Source organism: Salsuginibacillus kocurii DSM 18087 (assembly GCF_000377705.1).
Taxonomy (GTDB): Bacteria; Bacillota; Bacilli; order Bacillales; family Marinococcaceae; genus Salsuginibacillus; species Salsuginibacillus kocurii.
Map to the genome: position 1 here is coordinate 47,326 of NZ_KB898627.1, position 17,852 is coordinate 65,177.

Here is a 17,852-nt window from a genome sequence, read left to right on the forward strand (position 1 = left end):
CTTATTACTCCCTTAATCATTTTCCGTATATAGCCAAATGTACAGTGAAGCATAGCTGTTGTAAGGACTCCACTGGGCTGCTTTATTGTAAAGTTCTGCTGGTGAAGGTTTCCGTTCCAGCTCAAGCCATTTCTTCAGCCCATTTTGTATGCCAATATCTTTTACAGGCAGCACATTCATGCGCCCAAGACCAAATAACAAGAAACACTCCGCCGTCCATGGTCCTAATCCTCGATATGACGTTAACGTTCGAAAGACTTCCTCATCAGACGCTTCTCTTAACATTTCTAAGTTTAATTCACCTGCAGCAATCGCTCTTGAAACATCAATCACATACTCTGCTTTACGTTGACTAAACTGAAGAGCTTTTAATTCTTCGACATTACAGGCAGCTATTCTTTCAGGTGAAGGATAAAACCAGACTTGGTTAATTTCTTCCCCGAATAATTTACAAAATCGAGAGGATAACGTATACGCAAATGCCATATTTAATTGCTGATGAATGATTGTCCTCATCAAAGAGCCATAAAGATCAAAATCACATACCAACGGAGTACCGTAATAGCGGTCAAACAATTTTTCTAATTCTGTGCCCGTAAAGTGATCTGTGATCTCTTCAAGAGAACGATCCCATAAAAAAATACGGCGCAACTCGCTAATTGTCTTATCTTTATTTGTCAGATCCGACTCTATAGTAATTTCTGTATGGTGTTTATTTTCATGTAACGAAAGTGTAACTGGTGCTTTTCTGCCGTCAATTTGCATAGGGACGTGCACTTTCCGATTAGCAATATCTACTGAATGAACGGGGTCCATGGCTAAGCGCTTCAACAAATAATCAATATGGTATGTACTTTTTGAGCATACAGTTTCTCTCCACATATAAATAACCAACTTCCTTTACGAATAGTGCCCCCCTTCTATCTTCCTTCCAGACATTGATAAAAAAGAGGAGAAACTTTTGGACATTGTAACATGCCTTCATAATTTCCTAAACTTACTACCTCGTAGGAGGCAGAAGCTTTGCTAAAATGGAAGAAGTACCAATTTTATTACATAACAAAGGGGTCGATTTTTTCATGTCAGTAGCAACAGATCTATTATCATTACGTGTTCTTGGCGAAGCATTAAAAGCCGGGGGGCAACAAGATGGCTATCAGCTTGCCGTCCAAAAACTTGTAAACGATTCATACTCTATTGAATGGGCCGGCATTTACCTTTCAAGTGGACAAGAAGCCAACTTGCAAGCATCTTCTGATGAAGAAAGTCCGGCTTTCGACGAGTCAAAAACAACATACACTTTCCCGCTTATTAACGAAGAAGAGGTAGAAAAAGGGTCACTCGTCATCCACACTGCTGAAACAGATAGCCTTGAAAAAGAGGACATAACTACACTACAAACCCTCGCCCAAAAACTTCCGGTCTAAATAGAGAAACATAACGAGCCGAGGGATAGAGACTGTCCATTATAAGTAAAACCAGCCGTGTTACTTACGGCTGGTTTTTTACACATTAGATGTTGCTTGCCTAAGTACTTATCGCCTTACTATTTGTAGCTGCTCCTACGTCGTCGGAGCAGCTACAAATAGATTTCCCCCGATACCAAACTTCCAATTAAAGGGAAAAGGAACCAAATCTTCTTTTGCTGCTAATTCATCTAGTGAACGGAAGGTATAGCCATCATTCTCTAAATCTGTGATCACACGCTCAAGTGCTTCTGCATTATCACTTGAAACGGAATGAAGCAGCATGACTGCCCCAGGATGAACTCTGCGCATAATTTGATGATAAGCATAGTCCGCCCCTTTTTGACGGTCGATATTCCAATCTACATAGGCGAATGACCAAAAAATAGTTGTATAGCCGAGCTCTTCGATCATCCTAAGTGTTCTCTCGTTGAACGTCCCACGAGGCGGCCGCACATATTTCACACCTTCTTTGTCTCCGGTTAAATCCTGGTAGTATTCATCGATTTCACCCAGTTCTCGTTTCAAACGCTCATCACTTACTTCTGGTAAGCTTGGATGGTGCCAAGAATGGTTTCCGACAGTGTGGCCTTCGTCCACCATTCGTTGAATTAATTCCCCTTCTTCCGAAATATAGTGTCCTGTCACAAAAAAAGCTGCCGGCACATTTTTCTCCTTCAAGACATCTAATACGTCCTCTGTGTACCCGTTCTCATATCCATTATCAAATGTTAAATATATATTTTTCTCATTGGCAGGCCCTTTATAAAACCCTCCATATTTTTCAAGCAATTTTTCGTAATGTGGTTCAGTCGTTGGCGGTTCGTTATTTTCAGCTGGTTTAAAATTCCAGTTATAGACGGGATCTGCTGCAACATCGTAAGTAAGAAACATGACTAAAAAGAGTGAGATTCCAATCATTATAAAGGCTTTCCAGAGCATATCCGCATCTCCTTGCGTTTTCCCATAGCATCCCTTAACATTCGGCCTTTTATACACTTGTTATGACGACAATTCAACTTCATTTTTTATAAATTCTTTACCGGTTTAAAGTGTAAAAATTTTGCATTAATGAAATTTGTTGAAAATTATTTTGGTTTAAACTATTCTCACTATAGTAAAATGGATTCAAATCAGTTACCTTTAAAGGGTATAATAGCCAAGGTTGTTTTAAGAAAGATTTCAGAAATTTTTCTATCATATACTTTTTGAAAGGAGTCTCATTATGGCTAAGAAACGTAAAGGGTTTTTTCAGCGTTTTTTAGATGGGATTGAGTTTGTAGGAAATAAACTCCCTCATCCAATTACGTTATTTGCCATTCTTGCCTTGCTCGTCATCATTGCCTCCGGGATTGTTGCCGGGGCAGGGGTTACTGTGGAACATCCTGGTGAAGAAGGCGAAATGGTTGAAGTGACAAACTTGATGAATGCTGAAGGAATCCAGTATTTATTCACTAGTATGGTTGATAATTTCATCGGCTTTGCTCCACTTGGTGTTGTGTTAGCCACTATGCTTGGAATTGGAATAGCAGAGCGAACAGGATTAATCAGTGCTGTCCTTAGAGGATTTGTTCTTTCAGTTCCGAAAGTACTTATTACAGCAGGTCTTGTATTTGCAGGTATTATGTCTAGTGTTGCCTCTGATGCTGGCTATGTTGTGCTCCCCCCATTAGGTGCTGTGATATTTGCTGCACTTGGGAGACATCCATTAGCCGGATTGGCCGCAGCCTTTGCCGGTGTCTCAGCCGGATTTAGTGCAAACTTATTTTTGTCTGCAACTGATCCGATGCTTGCCGAGTTAACTCGGGATGCTGCAGCTATCGTTGACCCTGACTATGCAGCTGGTATGAACATTGCGATGAACTACTGGTTCATTATCGTTTCTGTATTTATCCTTACCTTAATTGGTGCCTGGGTAACTGAACGAATCGTTGAACCTCGTTTAGGTGAATATACTGGAGAATACCGTGAAGAACTAACTGGATTAGAGAATGCGGAGAAGAAAGGCATTTTGTGGGCAGTTGTTTCTCTATTGATTTCTTCAGGACTTGTAGCCTTACTCATTGCTCCTCCAAACGCCCCAATGCGCGGAGAAGACGGGGCGGTTATTCAATCTCCATTTATGGAGTCACTTGTGCCGGTTATTATGCTTCTTTTCTTTATTCCTGGTCTTGTCTATGGAATTGTAACGAAAACGATCAAAAATGATAAAGATGTTGCAAACCAGCTCTCAGACACAATGGCTTCCATGGGTATGTTCATCGTTCTAGCCTTTACGGCCGGTCAGTTTGTTGCATACTTTGATGAAACAAACCTCGGTTTAATCATTGGTGTCTACGGTGCTGAATTCCTTGAAGCGATTCAACTAGAAGGTATACCACTTGTGATTGCATTTATCATTGTCGCTGGTATTATTAACCTATTCATTGGAAGTGCTTCGGCTAAATGGGCTATGATGGCGCCTGTATTTGTTCCAATCATGATGTATTTTGGCTTTTCACCAGAATTGACGCAAATGGCGTACCGGATTGCTGATTCAACGACCAATATTATTACACCATTGATGACGTACTTTGCGATTATTATCGCCTTCGCACAAAAGTATGATAAGAAAATGGGTATTGGAACGATGATTTCAGTTATGTTCCCGTACTCGATTGCCTTTACCATCATTTGGACAATTATGCTTATCGTTTGGATGCTTCTTGGCATTGACCTTGGGCCTGGTTCCCCTATTTATTATGAGGGATAATTCCCTAACCCATGCATGAACAATCAGCATAATAAGAGAAAGGTTCTCCTTCTAAATAAGAGGGAGAACCTTTTTTGTGTCACTAAACATTTAAATGAGTATCACGGTTGACATAATTAAAAATGTAGCTTTCATTTCGAAGTTCTACATGCGTGACCCCAGTATTCGTGAAACGGAAAGGGCGTGGGTAGGCGTGCCACTCTTCGCCGTGCAGCATGTACATAAGCAACATCGAAAGAAAACCGCCATGGGCTACAACTGCCACTATTTCACCTTCATGTTTACTTGTCAGCATATCGAGGAGCAGCTGGCAGCGTTTCGTAATCTCTTCAATGGTCTCTGCTCCATCCAATCCCGAAAGTAGTAAATCTTTACTCTGCAGCTCAGGGAAAGCTTCGCTAATCTCTGTCCGATTTTTCCCTTCAAGCGGTCCTAAGTTAATTTCACGACACCATTCAAGAGGAATTGGCTCTGTTTTTTGCTGTTCCGCCACTGCATTTGCTGTTTCAAACGCCCGACTTAAATCACTTGAATAAATGTGGTCAAAAGAAACTTCTTTTAAATAACTCGCAAGTTTAGCGGCCTGATGATACCCTTTTTCTGTTAGTTCATATTCTTTACAACCTTGAAGTCTTTCTTGTCGATTTCCCTCAGATTCGCCGTGTCTAATTAAGTATAGGTTCATTGTGTCTCCTCTCGCTTCCAATCTTTTATGAATTGCCCAATCTTTGTTTCGATTTGCCCAACTTGCTTTTGGACATATTCTAATTCTTTCGCTGAAGCGGCTTCAGCATCCATATGATCCAACATACCTTTCAGCATCGCTGCTCGTTTCCGCAAGTAATCGAGCTGGCGTTCTTTATCTCTAACCGGAGCCCCCATGCATATTCCCTCCATATGTACTATGATAATGATTGTGTTAGATATTAATAGTATTGTCTCATAGAACCACCTATTTGCGAATATCTTCTCCTTCCGTTCAGATTCACCCACTTTTTCTTTTGCTTTGTTTAAGTTAAGATAAACTAGTGACTGACTGGTTTCCAAACTATAGGCATCACTTTTGAAAAAGGAGCACGTAATGTGAAAACCCAACTACAACCGATCAACCCTTCTCATGACCCATGGGAAGCGTATCAAGACATAGAAGCTTTTGGAGAATCAAAGCTAACCAATGTAGAGGTTACCACTACAAACTTATGCAATATGCGCTGTGAACATTGCGCTGTCGGCTATATGCTCGATACTAAAGACCCGGAAGCTCTCCCACTAGATTTGATCATTCAGCGTCTCGAAGAAGTACCCTACTTAAGAGCGTTTAGCATTACAGGCGGCGAGCCTATGCTTTCGATGAAGTCGGTACGGGAATATGTCGTTCCACTTTTAAAATACGCACATGAACGCGGTGCTCGCACCCAGATTAACTCCAATTTAACTTTGGATTCCAAACGATATGATCTCATCACGCCTTACTTAGATGTGCTCCACATTTCACACAACTACGGCAGCGTTGATGATTTCACCACGATTGGTTTCGAACGGATGGAGAAAAAACCGACTCGCGCCCAACGCGAAGCTTACTTTCAGCGGATGGTTGCCAATGCAAAAGAGTTAACCGGAGCAGGTGTGCTCGTTTCAGCAGAAACAATGTTAAATAAAAGAACGCTTCCTAACCTAGAAGCCATTCATGAGCAAATCGTTGAAATGGGATGTCAACGCCATGAAGTCCACCCTATGTATCCGAGCGATTTTGCCAGTTCACTTACAACTCTTTCGCTTGATGACATGCGTGCCGGTATTCATCGTCTGCTTGACCATCGAAACGAAGACGTCTGGATGCTATTTGGCACCTTACCTTTTTATGCTTGCAATTCGGACGCACGAGATCTTGCTTTACTTGAACGATTAAATGAAACGCCAAATGTTACGGTGAGAAATGACCCTGATGGCCGGTGCCGGCTTAATATAAACATTTTTGATGGTGATATTATTGTTACGGATTTTGGGGATGAACCGACTTTAGGAAATATTAAAGACACTAAACTTACCGATGCTTTTTCAACCTGGCAATCTTCTAGCCTTGGCAAGTCTCTTAGCTGCCACTGCCCGAACGTGCAATGTTTGGGCCCCAACCTGCTAGTCAAGAATGCTTATTACAATGAGGCTGATTTCAGCAAAAGAGAAAGCAAACTAACCTTTCACCATTCATAAAAACAGCGTGGACGCATGCTCCGAGTAAAAATGCGCGAACGGCGATCACTTGTCGTAACGAACAAACATCTAGTGGGTAGCGTGATTTCAGTTCTGAAAGTAGTGGACGACTCCGCTAAAAGAACAAAACCAAGTATTGGTTTATCCTGCTATGAACCACGGTAACGTTTAACAGCGATGAAGAGATTTAGAAGAGAAAACCATTGCTTTGTCTACTGAAAAAAGGCTGCTTTCGGGCAGCCTTTTAGTATGGCAAAAAAACAGCAAAGTGTTTTTATTCGTGGGTATTAAATTTTAAAGCAACCTGGTCTTTTAATAAAAACCATGCTTCAGTTTCTTGTTTTGTAATATTACGAATCTCTAAATTGGCTTCTTTTCCGGAAATATTCATGTATACATCACCATGGATTAATTCGCCCGACTCGTGCAGTGCTGGCATGTAGCCGGTTAAATTGCCTAGTTGCTTAGCTCCAACAGCATAGGGGTGATTTTTTGCAGTCCCTTCCCCAATTGATGCTTCACTGACAAGAGGGAGTTTCGTATCTTTTTTGGCTTGCTTTCTCATCATATATTCAACAACATGTTTGTTTTCATGTGCTGTTGTTAATCCTCCGTTTACCGTTTTTGTTTCTTGTTGTTTATATGTTAATTCTTTGGCTGCCTGTCCGCCCCGGTTATCAAGCGGATTTTGATTTATTTGTTCATATTCCCAATTGACCGAGCGTTGATTCGATTCATAAGCAACCGGCCAGGAGCCTAAATAAATCGAAGCTCGTTGTCCAAAGGAAACCGGCCATGGCGATACACTAGAACGGTTCAACACACGCACCAATTCTGGATTTTGGATAACTTGCTCACTGTCTTCAAGAAGCTCGCGAGTGAATTCTGACGGTTCTTCATAAGATGGGTTTTCTCCTCCATTGCGGACCGTATTCTCATTTGACACATCATACACATAATCTGGGACTTCTATCGTTTCTTCGGCTTCTTCAGCCAAGCTTACGTTCATGGTCCCATCAAGCATGCAAACAATTAGCCCCAAAAATAATAATGCCAGTAGTTTGCAACGAAAGGTGTACTTCATGGGGTAAAAGCCTCCTCTGGATTTTTTTCTAGTTTGTGTTAGACTTCCATTTTCTACTCATCCTCTTTCGTAAATCGCCAAGACAATTCCAGTTGCTTGTTGTTTCAACGTTACTAACCCATCTTGAGGTTAAGAATAAATGGCTGGCACATTAACTACCGAGCCCCTTTGCAGAAAATCTCATAAAAAAACTCCAGATACATATCTGGAGAAGGTTAATCCTTATTTGTTGTGGTAGCAGCTGCTTCATCTTTTTCTTCCTGATGAAAAAGTTCAATTTCCCGCCATTTACCATAACGGTAATAAAGAGCAGCAAAGCCGGCACTGATGATAAAACTAATCCCAATTCCGAGAGCGATCCCAAGTTCACCATAAACCTCAGAGAACAACCAGGTGAGCGGAAAACGCAGCACCCAAAAGGAGAGGATGTTTAATACCAACACTTGAACCATTGCTCCGGCTGCCCGAACAATCCCATTTAAGACAAAATTAATTCCTAAGAATGGATAAAAGAAGGCGACCCATTGCAAATAGGAACTGCCAAATGCAATCGTCTCCACATCATCAACGAAGGCTGCCATAATCCAATCTGACATCAGAAAGACGAGCAAGCTGATCGTCGTAGATACAATTAAGATGAGTAGTATGCCGCTTTTCGCAATTTCTCCGACGCGGTCCCAATGTCTGGCTCCAATATTTTGTCCTGCCATACTTTGTAAAGCTGAACCTAATGTAAGACCTGGAAGCATAATTAAGCTATCTATCCGCTGAGCCGCCCCGTAACCGGCTACTACGGTTTCCCCAAACGAGGTGACCACAATCATTATCGCAAGTACCCCGCCTGAAATGGCCACCATTGACAAACCTGAAGGCAAGCCAAGCCGAAATAAGCGCTTAAACTCCTGAAAAGGAGGAAGAGACGGAATAGAGTAAGGAATGCCTCGTTTCTTAATAGAGATGTAGAGGCCTACTATAAAGGCAATTCCCTGCGACATCACCGTGGCAATCGCTGCTCCTTGAATGCCGAATCCGAATACGTGTATAAATAATGGAGTCAATATTGCATTTAAAACTACAGCTAACATAATAAAGCGAAGTGGGGTCTTGCTATCCCCCATTGCGCGCAGAACCGTACCGACAAAGTTATACCCAAATAAAAGAATAATACCAAGCAGATTAATTTGTAAGTATGTTTCTGCAAGCGGCATAATCGACTCCGGCGCTCCCATCCATCTGAGAATATACGGCGCCAAAAAATAGCCAATTACCCCTAGCCCGATAGCAAGCGTGCCTAGTACAAATACGAAGGCATTCAGAGCCTTTTTTAACCCTTCCTCATCATTTGCTCCTTTATGCTGGGAAAGTACTGTTAAAGTAGCTCCATTAATACCAATAATAAAACTAAGAACCGTAAAAACGATTGTTGCTGAGAGGGAGACTGCTCCAAGAGCATTTGCACCAAGCAAATTTCCAACCCACAAACTGTCTATAATCTGATAAGAGCTTTGCAGCAAATTTCCCAAAAAAATGGGCCAAGAGAAAAGAAGCATTTTTTTCATGATGCTGCCTTCTGTAAAGTCAAGTTGCTGGGTTTGAACCATGATGCTTCTTCCTTTCAATAAACGTCCGAGTCATTCGTCTTCAGGTGAATGTGGTTTGACTATATGACAAATTATAGCTGCTTCCTCTTCATACTACATCAGAGGTGAACAGAAAAAACGCCCTCATCATCCCTTCATGTGCGGCGTTTTTTTCATGTACGAACATTGACCTTTTTTTGGAGTTCAAATGAGTTCATAACTCTCAGTAATGTCTATGCTTCCTTGCACCGACTGAACCATCGAACAATTTTTGCGAGTTAGATGCAAGTTCTTTTCGATTTGCTTTTCTGAAAGCCCCTCGCCTTTTATCATAAAATGCATATGAATAGCAGTTACCTCTTGTGCTCCCTCATCGTTGCGCTTAACATCTGTCTCAATTTGAATATCTTCCACGTTTAGGCGTTGTTTTTCCATGATCTTTCGAAGAACGCCCCCGCTGCACACAGCAACACTGGAAACGAGAAGCTGGTAAGGCCGAAAGCCATACTCTTCATTCCCTGATACTTGTAATGTACCGTATTCAACTTCTGTAACAAATGCTTGTCCATTCATTTTAAATTTCATAACCGATAACCTCCTTGACACTCTCAATTACTCTATTCATTGTAAAGGTTGCTTAAAAGAAAGTCGACTATGAAGGGCTTGTTTAACGACACACCCCCGGTTGCTCCTTCTAGCTTGTCACTCCCACAAAGAAAGGAATATCAAATCATTCTCCCGCTATGCCAGGCAAAGAAAAGAAGAGGCACTTTGCTGCAACAGCTTCTTATATATTCTTTTCAGCTTAGCCATGCTTTTCATCTTTATTAAAACCATCTACAATGAGAGAACATGTGCCATTATCGTAAAACAACTAAATTTTATCTTCTCTTATAAAAGGAAGATGTTATGAGGAGGTGGCTAAATGAGTGCTCATGGGTCAGCAAATTCTCCGACTTACCGCTTTTGGGTACTTGTGATGCTTATATTAGTGGCAGGCTTTGTGCAAGGAATGCTCTTGCCAGTTCTTTCCGTTCTCTTAGAAGAAGCTGGTGTGCCCTCAGCGATCAATGGATTAAATGCTACGGCGTTATATATCGGTATTTTACTTACTTCTCCTTTTATTGAACACCCAGTACGGCGTTTTGGTTATAAACCTGTGATTACCATTGGGGTAATAACTGCAATTGTAACCGTTCTTCTTTTTCCAGTATGGCAGGCATTTTGGTTTTGGTTCGTATTACGAATGCTCATTGGAATGGGGGATAATTTAATTCATTTTGCAACACAAGTGTGGATCACATCGACAAGCTCCATTGAACAAAGAGGACGCAGCTTAGCTATTTATGGGCTGTCATTTGGCCTTGGCTTTGGGGTCGGACCTTTAATGACTCGGCTGCTAGAAGTAAACGAAGTCTTGCCATTTCTCGTGACTGCTTCTTTTAGTTTTCTTGTCTGGCTCTTGCTTTTAAAGCTTCGCAATGAATGGCCTACAAATGATGAACGTACAGAAGAAGAAGCTGGTTTCTTCAGTCGTTATAAAGCTGTATGGAAATTAGCTTGGTTTGCATTACTTCCTGGTTTTATCTTTGGCTATTTAGAATCCACCATTCATGGAAGTTACCCGGTGTATGCCATGCGCATGGACATATCTCTTCATTGGGTAACACTCTTTTTGCCTACTTTCGTTATTGGAAGCCTCATTACACAACTTCCATTAGGGATATTAAGTGACCGATACGGACGCAAACGCATGCTGATGCTTTTATTCTCCTCAGGTATATTCGTTTTTGCCGGGATGTATACCTTTGAACAATCGATGTTGGGTTTATTTGTATTATTTGCTCTTGCAGGGATGCTTTTAGGCTCCTTGTATTCACTCGGGCTGATGTATCTTGCTGACCTTTTGCCTCCCCGTCTTTTACCTACAGGGAATGTGATGATTGCTGTAAGCTTTAGTCTAGGCAGTATGCTCGGACCGGTAGTTGGAGGAACACTGATTGAAGAGGTAGGAGAAGGAAGTTTGTATTTATCTCTCGGGGCTATGCTTTTTCTCATTTGGACGTTAGGATTATTCTTCCGCCCAGATCAACATAATAATACGGCAGAAAAACAAGATGAATTTATGGGGGCGTAAGCATATACAAAAGCGGCCGAAGCCGAGTTTAACTCAGCCTGACCGCTTTTTATCTTATCTATCTTATATCTTCATTATAAACATGATTTAGAATTTCATGCCCTGGGTGTGAGAATAAATTCTTTGAAATGGTATTGGTGATATTCGTGTTCAAATGCTTGCCCAAATCATTGATGGAGTCTTGACTTCCTATCAAGTACACCTCATTCAATTTGCGCTTTTTCACCTCTCGGTCCAGTACTGACCCTAGGCTTTTATACCAACGTTGGCGGTTCTCTTCAAAACGCTGCTGAAACTCATCAAAATCCGTGGTCCCAGAGGCAACCCGAATTTGGGCGGATGTCCCTTTGTATTCTTTCCAGTCTTCACTTTCAAGATCCCAGCTGTACTGCACTTCATCTCGAATTTCGCCAAGGGCTGTGTCCATCAATACAACATCACGCTGTTGTACAAGTATAACCCCGGTGGTCGGATAGTTTTTCTGTAAGGTTTCCAATTGGGTAGTCTCAGGGTGCTTTTCCCAATGAAATTCTGTTTCAACTGGTACTTGCAAATATCTTTCCGTCCATATATCTCCGTCAGCTGAAGCAAATAATATAACACTGCGGTGCATATTTACTTGCTGATCATGAATTTGCTTACTCGCTTGCTCGCTAATTTTCTTGAACGTCTTTAATTCCTCGTGTGTACCACTTGCTTCTATATACTCTCTCAAGCGTTTCAAGCCATTTTTCAAAAGGATTTTCCATTCACCGGTTTGCTGACTCTGTTGACTGAAATCAGTGCTTAAGTAAATGGAGAGAACTCCCGTTTCATCTGTTTTATTCTTAAGTGAAGCTACATCTTCAAGTAATGCCATCGCGTCATTCCCCCTCAATTGTTAAATGCCTTACTAAGAACGATACTAATACTTATATTTCCTTATCTTTTTTTTATTAAACACGTAATCATAAGAAAGAAGAAAGACGATTTGCGAGAACCTTACCTGAAACGTTACTCACGTAGAGATGGAGCGTTTTTTAGAAACACAAGGGTGGTCAGGAACAAAAAAACGCCATGGATAGTCTTTCGCTTCTCCACTATTATCGATGCCAACGCGAGGACCAGAGGCTACTTTCTCAAATGTCTTGCCTTCTGTAACGAATAACGGAGGAGCATCAATTCGTTTGCCATAAAAAGAAAGAGTAATTCCTAAAGCTTGGGTTAATTTACCAGGTCCACTCGTTAAGTCTGAATCTTTTTTTGCTCGTTGCCGACGCTGATACATAAGAGGCAAGCCATCCAATGGCTCAAGAGCTCGAATCAATACACCTTCAGGGGCGTCAATGTCTCCGCTTACAATATTTAACAAACAATGGGTGTGCATGACATAGGTATAGATGGAACCAGGTGCATGATACATCACTTCTGTTCGTTTGGTCCGCCGATTATTGAAACTGTGAGCTGCCCGATCCAAAGGACCAATATATGCTTCAGTTTCAACAATGTATCCTGACGTTTCACCTTGCTCAGAAATAGAAATCAGCTTTTTCCCAATCAATGCTTCTGCTAATTCCAATGTCGGTTTTTCGTAAAAAGAAGCAGGAAGCGGCTGTTCCAAAAAAATCCCTCCTAATTTAGAAAAGCGGAAAGCAGTGTTTAGGGGCGTCAAGCATAAGACGGGCGGCGCCAAAGTCGCTCTTTGACTTTGAAGGTGAACGGCTTATGACCTCGAGCCCCTGCTGCTTGCAGCTAGACAGAGAAAAGCGGAGGCGCCTTGCTCAGAGGCGACAAGTTTTTCAGCACCTGCGCAGAGGAGCTTGCTCCTCGGAGGCTGGGGCAGAAAAATCCTCGAGCCTCTAGGCGCCGAAGCTGGACAGAAAAGCGGAAAGCAGTGTTCAGGGGCGTCACGCAAAAGAAACAAGCTGCCGAAGCCGCTTTTTAACTTGGAAAGAGCGCGACTTTTGACCTCGAGCCCCTGCTGCTTGAGAAAAAGGGAGCCTCCTTCATCAAACAAAGCATGTGTTCAGAAGTAAAAAGCCCTGAATAATCAGGGCAATTCAATCTTTATTATGCTTTTTTCTCCACTGATGGGTCACCCGACGGCTCGAACTGCCCAGGTTCTATATAATTCCCTTCGTTCTCTTCTTCTTTTAATTCCTTTAAATCTTCAGTTGCTTCTTTTGTCGTTTCTGCAAGTTCTGATGTCGTGTCCTTCAAATGTGAAGCACGCTCAGCTATCGTTTTTAGATCCTGGTTCGCTGACTGTGACAACTGCGAAAGTTCACTGGAGACCCGTTTAATTTGTGAAATGATCTCTTCACGATTTTCTTGCAGAAAAGTAGCAGCATCTCGAATACCTTCATTTGTTTTCTTTGTGGTGGTAAGTACTTGGCGGCGGGCTGATTTATTTGCAATTAAACAGCCAATAGCTAGGACCACTCCTACAATAATGCCAATGCCAGTACGTGTTTTGACCTTTTGTTCCATGATCTCACCTCCAGCTCTATTGTCCACTATATTACCATAAGTACCCAAAATTCCCTAACTCCACACCTCTCATAAGTAATTTGCCAAAAAAATGACTGATCATTCATTCATATTCACGTATTCTTTTTCCCCAGCAACATAATAAAAATGGCCTGATTCTTGATAAGCATCAACGTCCTTATTAGCAATTAATAAATCAAGATGGCCAATTACTTCTGACAACGTTAAAGCCGGCTGTACTTGATGAACCTGAGGAAACAGCTGTTGGCATAAATTAAAAGAAGTTTGCTCTCCATCCTTTTTTAACAACTCATATAAATAATTTGCCCGTTCATCCTGTTCATTAAGTCTCTTATCAATCAATCCCGCAGGATTGCCAATTGCTCTTCCGTGTCCTGGAAGAACTTGTTGAATGGGAAGCTCTTTACAACGTCTTAATGCGTTTCGGTATTGTAATAACGTTTTAGGGCGTTCCTCATTGCCATAAGGTGCTTCTATGATCGCATTTGAAGAAATGTCAGCAAGTATGTGGTCCCCTCCAATAAACAATCCATCCTCTTCCCGTAGCAAGCTAATGTGCGTTTGGGCATGACCTGGAGTTTCAATTACTTTCCATCCTGAAAGTCCTTCAATCTGATCTCCCTCATTTAAAAATTGACTCAGTTCAAACTGGGGACACAATTTAATATAAGCAAGGTGTTCTTTTTTTATCATATCAATAAAATGCTGCGGCACTCCGTGTAACCGGTAAAACTCATAAAAATAATCTTTCACCTTAGAAAAAAACATATGATCATGGCTGATCCACGGTTCATTTCTGTGATGTGCTTTTATCTCCGCATGAGGAAACTGATCGGCCAGGCCAATATGGTCAGGATGATGATGCGTCAAAATAATCTGTTCAATATCCTGAAATTGAAAGCCCAGTTCTTTCATTTTAGTAGTTAGCAACACCCTGGCTTCCTCAGTTTTAGGGCCCGCATCAATCATCGTTAGGGCCTCCCCCTTAATGACATATACATGAACTGGTCCTACTTGAAAAGGTGTCGGCACCGTGATCTGATGCACAGCTTGCAGTTTATTCTTTTTCATTTACTCTCCTCCTTTCATATTAAATCAACCTCATTTTTATTATACGAGAAAACCAGGAAGTACACTACTCATCCTTCTCTGGCAGATATGGCGAAAAAAAAGATGCTTAACTCTTCTAGTTAAACATCAACCACGTCCTTCCGCTGTCAAAATTACATATTATACATTTCAGTAAATAAAGAGTCCGTATCAAGCGTTTCAAATTCATTTTTACTCTTTTGTTCCAAATGTTTTATTTCCACGTTCAACTCTTCAATTTTTCTTTGCATGTCTTCCATGCGCTTTTTTTCTGATACCGTCATTGGTCTCTCCCCTAACTTTTTAGTGTCCCCAAGCCTATACGTTTTTCTCCAATGATCATTTGTCTATTTAAGATGAACATTTTAATGTACTAAATATTCTATCAATTGTGGATTTTGTTGTAAATACAAAAACCATATTGAAAGCGCTTATTTTTATATTTTTTTACACTTTGAAATATGATGTGTACCATCGTTTGTAATTGACAGAATAATTTAAAAAGTTGTAACAAGTTTGTCACCTTTTTTGCCGCGATTTTTTGTATAATGAACACATAGGGAGTTCCCTATATCATATAAAAAGGAAATGATGACGCTTATGAGAAAACAATTGCGGTATTCTTTTGATGAACTAGTTGACGAGAACAAAAAAGAACTTGAAAATGACCCTGCTCTCATGATGGAGGTAGAGGATCGAGTAGAGCAACGCCAAGCTGAACGGATCCATGAAAAAAAAGCAGACAAAGAACATTAATAAATGATTCCATTAAAAAACCACCAAAACGGTGGTTTTTTCTTTGAACAAGTTCTGAGCTGATGGAGTGGCCTAAAGGTTAATTTGGACATGTAAACGCTTTACTTGGACGTTTCGACAAATTTCTGTTACGTTTCGACAAAAAAGTGATACGCTTTTTTTCTAAAGTGGGCACTTCGACAAGATTCTCGGACGTTGCCCCTTTCTTATTGGTAGGCATTGATTATGCTTTGAAGTTTTAGTGCTTCTCCGACTTCCCCTTCAATTTTTAATTTTCCAGTCATAAATGCAGCAGTCGGATTTAAGTCTCCATCCAGCAGCTTATGAAAATCTTGTTCGGATAATTTCAATATACACGCCGGCTGGTGCTGAATCCCTTTTATAAAATTAACTTTTTCATTTGCAAATATTACTTGTAACGTACTTTCGTTACCACCAGTCAGCTCAATTTGGTACACTTTTTCGATTCCCTTTATTTTCTCAGGCTTCTCATTAACTTTTGCTTGTAACTGTTCTAATTTTTTAGTAATGGCCAAGCCCCGTCTCCCCCTTCATTCCTTTATTAACTCTATCCTATTCGGTTCACGTCATTTTTTTACGTTCCTTCGTTATTTAGGCGCTGAATAATAAGCTCATATACCATTTGCCGAATGGAAGCCTTCTCATTTAGAAGTTGATGTTGGCCTTCATCAATCAGAAATACGTGGGAGTTAGGAAAAAGATTTTTATAAAAATTAATGTTATGCTTCCAATCTACTGTTCGATCCTTTACACCTTGAATGATGCTTACGCGGGCAGAGGCTGTTTGTAAACCTCTTACTTCTTTTTCCCAATTAAATAGAGCCTGCAGCCATTCTAATGGTATGAACTTATCCTGAAGCGGGTCTTGCTGTTGCCTCTTTAAATAATCTGTATCCCCCGAGTTGGGCCTGAACTTACGCGGAACCTGATTAATCATCGAAGAGGTAAGCGCGTGGGCAACTCTAGACAGGTGCCAATGCGAGGAACGAAGTAATGGAGCAACAAGCTCGACCCGCTTTAACATTGGATCCTTATAAGTTAAAGCGTATTTCGCGGCGATTCCTGCACCGGTACTGTGGCCAATTATATGAAAGGGTTTAAGTTCACGTTCCATCATCCAATTGATCGTCTGCTTTACACTCTCTTCATAGTAAGAAAAATCGGGAATCGAATAGCGTTCCCCCTCAGAGAGCCCATGACCGGGAAAATCTAAAGTATAGACTTGATACTTATGCTCGGTTAAAAATGAAATGAGCGGCGCTAAGGCTCCTGCATGGTCAAAATAACCATGTAATAAGAGGACAGTCCCACACGGTGTATCCGGACAATAACATTGCACAAAAACATCCGTGCCCCATACATTTAAAAAGGTCTGCTCTTGCACACAATCCGTAGGCAACTGGTAATAGGAACGATATCGAGTGAGCGCGGACTGGGCAGCAGGGTGTAGAAAATTACTTTTATCTGAATTCATAGTATCGACTCCATTAAACGTAAAATCTAAAAGAGCTAAGCACAGAAGAGTAGTCCGATGGACAGTTGTACTTCATCCTTAAGACTCAAAGTGCCTCAAAGCTCCCCCGCTCCTCCAAAGCTCTTTATACATCATACGCATTTATGTAGTAGCGTGTACAAAAAACTATACCACTATTAAATAGAGAAAGAAAAGGGGACAACCTTTGGATAGCAGTGCCGGTAATTGCCGGTTCAATAAAAAAACTGTCCGGGAGAGGAGTAACCTTTCCCGGACAGCAGTAAATTCATTTTCGTTATATTATTGCAGGCGTGGGTCCTGGAGCAGACGCTCCATCTCTTCCATATGCCCCGTCTCGTCTGCAATCATATCTTCAAGCTTAATTTGCAACTCAATATGACCAAGTTCATCTGCCTGCTTGGCTCTTTCTTTATAACGTTTAATTGTCTCCATTTCTGCTTGAAACGCATTTTGGAGCATTTCTTTTACATCATCTGTTTGCCGGACCTCAGCTGGTTTAGTAGTTGGGGTCCCCCCTAATACACTAATCTTTTCAGCTAAATACAAGGCATGATGCTGTTCGTCTGCAATCTCGCCTTCAAAAAAAGGTTTTAATACTTGGCGATACAGACCTGTTACCACCGCTGCATAGTTGTTGTACATGATAATAGCAGCATATTCATTAGCTAGATCTTCATTTAAGCCTTCAATTAATTGTTCTGTTTTTTCGTCCATAGATGTAGCCTCCTTTTCACACAAGTTAAGCAAACCGCCTCTAAAGGTCTCTGTCTG

Annotated in this window: 20 protein-coding genes; 5 read left to right on the plus strand and 15 right to left on the minus strand. The window is 41.2% G+C overall.

Going from position 1 to position 17,852, the window contains the following annotated elements; translation table 11 throughout:
- Positions 1-12: 12 nt before the first annotated feature.
- Positions 13-882, minus strand: coding sequence for a DNA-3-methyladenine glycosylase family protein (locus D469_RS0110655; RefSeq protein WP_018923379.1), 870 nt, complete (start codon positions 880-882; stop codon positions 13-15).
- A 149-nt stretch (positions 883-1,031) separates the two neighbouring features.
- Here D469_RS0110655 and D469_RS0110660 point away from each other — a divergent pair, with 149 nt between their 5' ends.
- Positions 1,032-1,427: a hypothetical protein gene (locus D469_RS0110660; RefSeq protein WP_018923380.1), complete on the plus strand. Its 396-nt coding sequence runs from the start codon at positions 1,032-1,034 to the stop codon at positions 1,425-1,427.
- A gap of 135 nt (positions 1,428-1,562) precedes the next feature.
- Here the strand turns inward: D469_RS0110660 and pdaA are convergent, their stop codons facing one another.
- On the minus strand, positions 1,563-2,408 hold the full coding sequence (pdaA, locus tag D469_RS0110665) for a delta-lactam-biosynthetic de-N-acetylase (protein ID WP_018923381.1): 846 nt from the start codon (positions 2,406-2,408) through the stop codon (positions 1,563-1,565).
- Between the two features lie 283 nt (positions 2,409-2,691).
- Between pdaA and D469_RS0110670 the strand changes: the two genes are divergently transcribed.
- Positions 2,692-4,218, plus strand: a complete 1,527-nt coding sequence (locus tag D469_RS0110670; RefSeq protein WP_018923382.1) for an AbgT family transporter — start codon at positions 2,692-2,694, stop codon at positions 4,216-4,218.
- A gap of 82 nt (positions 4,219-4,300) precedes the next feature.
- Here the strand turns inward: D469_RS0110670 and D469_RS0110675 are convergent, their stop codons facing one another.
- A complete protein-coding gene (locus tag D469_RS0110675) occupies positions 4,301-4,903 on the minus strand; it encodes a histidine phosphatase family protein (RefSeq protein WP_018923383.1) in 603 nt (200 codons plus the stop codon).
- Positions 4,900-5,100, minus strand: a complete 201-nt coding sequence (locus tag D469_RS0110680; RefSeq protein WP_018923384.1) for an SE1561 family protein — start codon at positions 5,098-5,100, stop codon at positions 4,900-4,902. Before D469_RS0110680 ends, D469_RS0110675 begins: the two co-directional genes overlap by 4 nt.
- Positions 5,101-5,301: 201 nt before the next feature.
- Here D469_RS0110680 and yfkAB point away from each other — a divergent pair, with 201 nt between their 5' ends.
- Positions 5,302-6,429: a radical SAM/CxCxxxxC motif protein YfkAB gene (yfkAB, locus tag D469_RS0110685; protein ID WP_018923385.1), complete on the plus strand. Its 1,128-nt coding sequence runs from the start codon at positions 5,302-5,304 to the stop codon at positions 6,427-6,429.
- A 274-nt stretch (positions 6,430-6,703) separates the two neighbouring features.
- Here the strand turns inward: yfkAB and D469_RS0110690 are convergent, their stop codons facing one another.
- The 3 genes from D469_RS0110690 to D469_RS0110700 form a co-directional block, all read right to left on the minus strand.
- Entirely contained in the window at positions 6,704-7,513 is an 810-nt protein-coding gene (locus D469_RS0110690; RefSeq protein WP_018923386.1) for a YfkD family protein, read from the minus strand.
- 215 nt (positions 7,514-7,728) lie between these two features.
- Positions 7,729-9,114, minus strand: coding sequence for an MATE family efflux transporter (locus D469_RS0110695; protein ID WP_018923387.1), 1,386 nt, complete (start codon positions 9,112-9,114; stop codon positions 7,729-7,731).
- 183 nt (positions 9,115-9,297) lie between these two features.
- Positions 9,298-9,678 (minus strand): OsmC family protein, encoded by a 381-nt coding sequence (locus D469_RS0110700; protein ID WP_018923388.1) that lies wholly within the window; start codon positions 9,676-9,678, stop codon positions 9,298-9,300.
- Between the two features lie 340 nt (positions 9,679-10,018).
- Between D469_RS0110700 and D469_RS0110705 the strand changes: the two genes are divergently transcribed.
- Positions 10,019-11,230: an MFS transporter gene (locus D469_RS0110705; RefSeq protein WP_018923389.1), complete on the plus strand. Its 1,212-nt coding sequence runs from the start codon at positions 10,019-10,021 to the stop codon at positions 11,228-11,230.
- A gap of 58 nt (positions 11,231-11,288) precedes the next feature.
- Here the strand turns inward: D469_RS0110705 and D469_RS0110710 are convergent, their stop codons facing one another.
- The 5 genes from D469_RS0110710 to D469_RS22355 all read right to left on the minus strand — a co-directional run bounded on the left by D469_RS0110710 (position 11,289) and on the right by D469_RS22355 (position 15,093).
- Positions 11,289-12,089 (minus strand): VLRF1 family aeRF1-type release factor, encoded by an 801-nt coding sequence (locus D469_RS0110710; protein ID WP_018923390.1) that lies wholly within the window; start codon positions 12,087-12,089, stop codon positions 11,289-11,291.
- 138 nt (positions 12,090-12,227) lie between these two features.
- Positions 12,228-12,830, minus strand: a complete 603-nt coding sequence (locus D469_RS0110715) for a DNA-3-methyladenine glycosylase (protein WP_018923391.1) — start codon at positions 12,828-12,830, stop codon at positions 12,228-12,230.
- Between the two features lie 449 nt (positions 12,831-13,279).
- Complete coding sequence (locus tag D469_RS0110720; RefSeq protein ID WP_018923392.1) at positions 13,280-13,699, minus strand: hypothetical protein; 420 nt, start codon at positions 13,697-13,699, stop codon at positions 13,280-13,282.
- 99 nt (positions 13,700-13,798) lie between these two features.
- The gene (locus D469_RS0110725; RefSeq protein ID WP_018923393.1) at positions 13,799-14,791 is read right to left on the minus strand and encodes an MBL fold metallo-hydrolase; all 993 of its coding nucleotides are present in this window, start codon (positions 14,789-14,791) and stop codon (positions 13,799-13,801) included.
- Positions 14,792-14,943: 152 nt separating this feature from the next.
- Positions 14,944-15,093: a hypothetical protein gene (locus tag D469_RS22355; protein ID WP_018923394.1), complete on the minus strand. Its 150-nt coding sequence runs from the start codon at positions 15,091-15,093 to the stop codon at positions 14,944-14,946.
- Between the two features lie 316 nt (positions 15,094-15,409).
- Between D469_RS22355 and D469_RS21640 the strand changes: the two genes are divergently transcribed.
- Positions 15,410-15,565, plus strand: a complete 156-nt coding sequence (locus D469_RS21640; protein WP_018923395.1) for an FbpB family small basic protein — start codon at positions 15,410-15,412, stop codon at positions 15,563-15,565.
- Between the two features lie 206 nt (positions 15,566-15,771).
- On the opposite strand, the gene D469_RS0110740 is transcribed toward D469_RS21640, so the two are convergent.
- The 3 genes from D469_RS0110740 to D469_RS0110750 form a co-directional block, all read right to left on the minus strand.
- Entirely contained in the window at positions 15,772-16,101 is a 330-nt protein-coding gene (locus D469_RS0110740) for an SCP2 sterol-binding domain-containing protein (protein WP_018923396.1), read from the minus strand.
- 59 nt (positions 16,102-16,160) lie between these two features.
- Entirely contained in the window at positions 16,161-17,060 is a 900-nt protein-coding gene (locus tag D469_RS0110745) for an alpha/beta hydrolase (RefSeq protein ID WP_018923397.1), read from the minus strand.
- A gap of 300 nt (positions 17,061-17,360) precedes the next feature.
- Positions 17,361-17,795 (minus strand): ferritin-like domain-containing protein, encoded by a 435-nt coding sequence (locus D469_RS0110750; RefSeq protein ID WP_018923398.1) that lies wholly within the window; start codon positions 17,793-17,795, stop codon positions 17,361-17,363.
- Between the last annotated feature and the right edge of the window lie 57 nt (positions 17,796-17,852).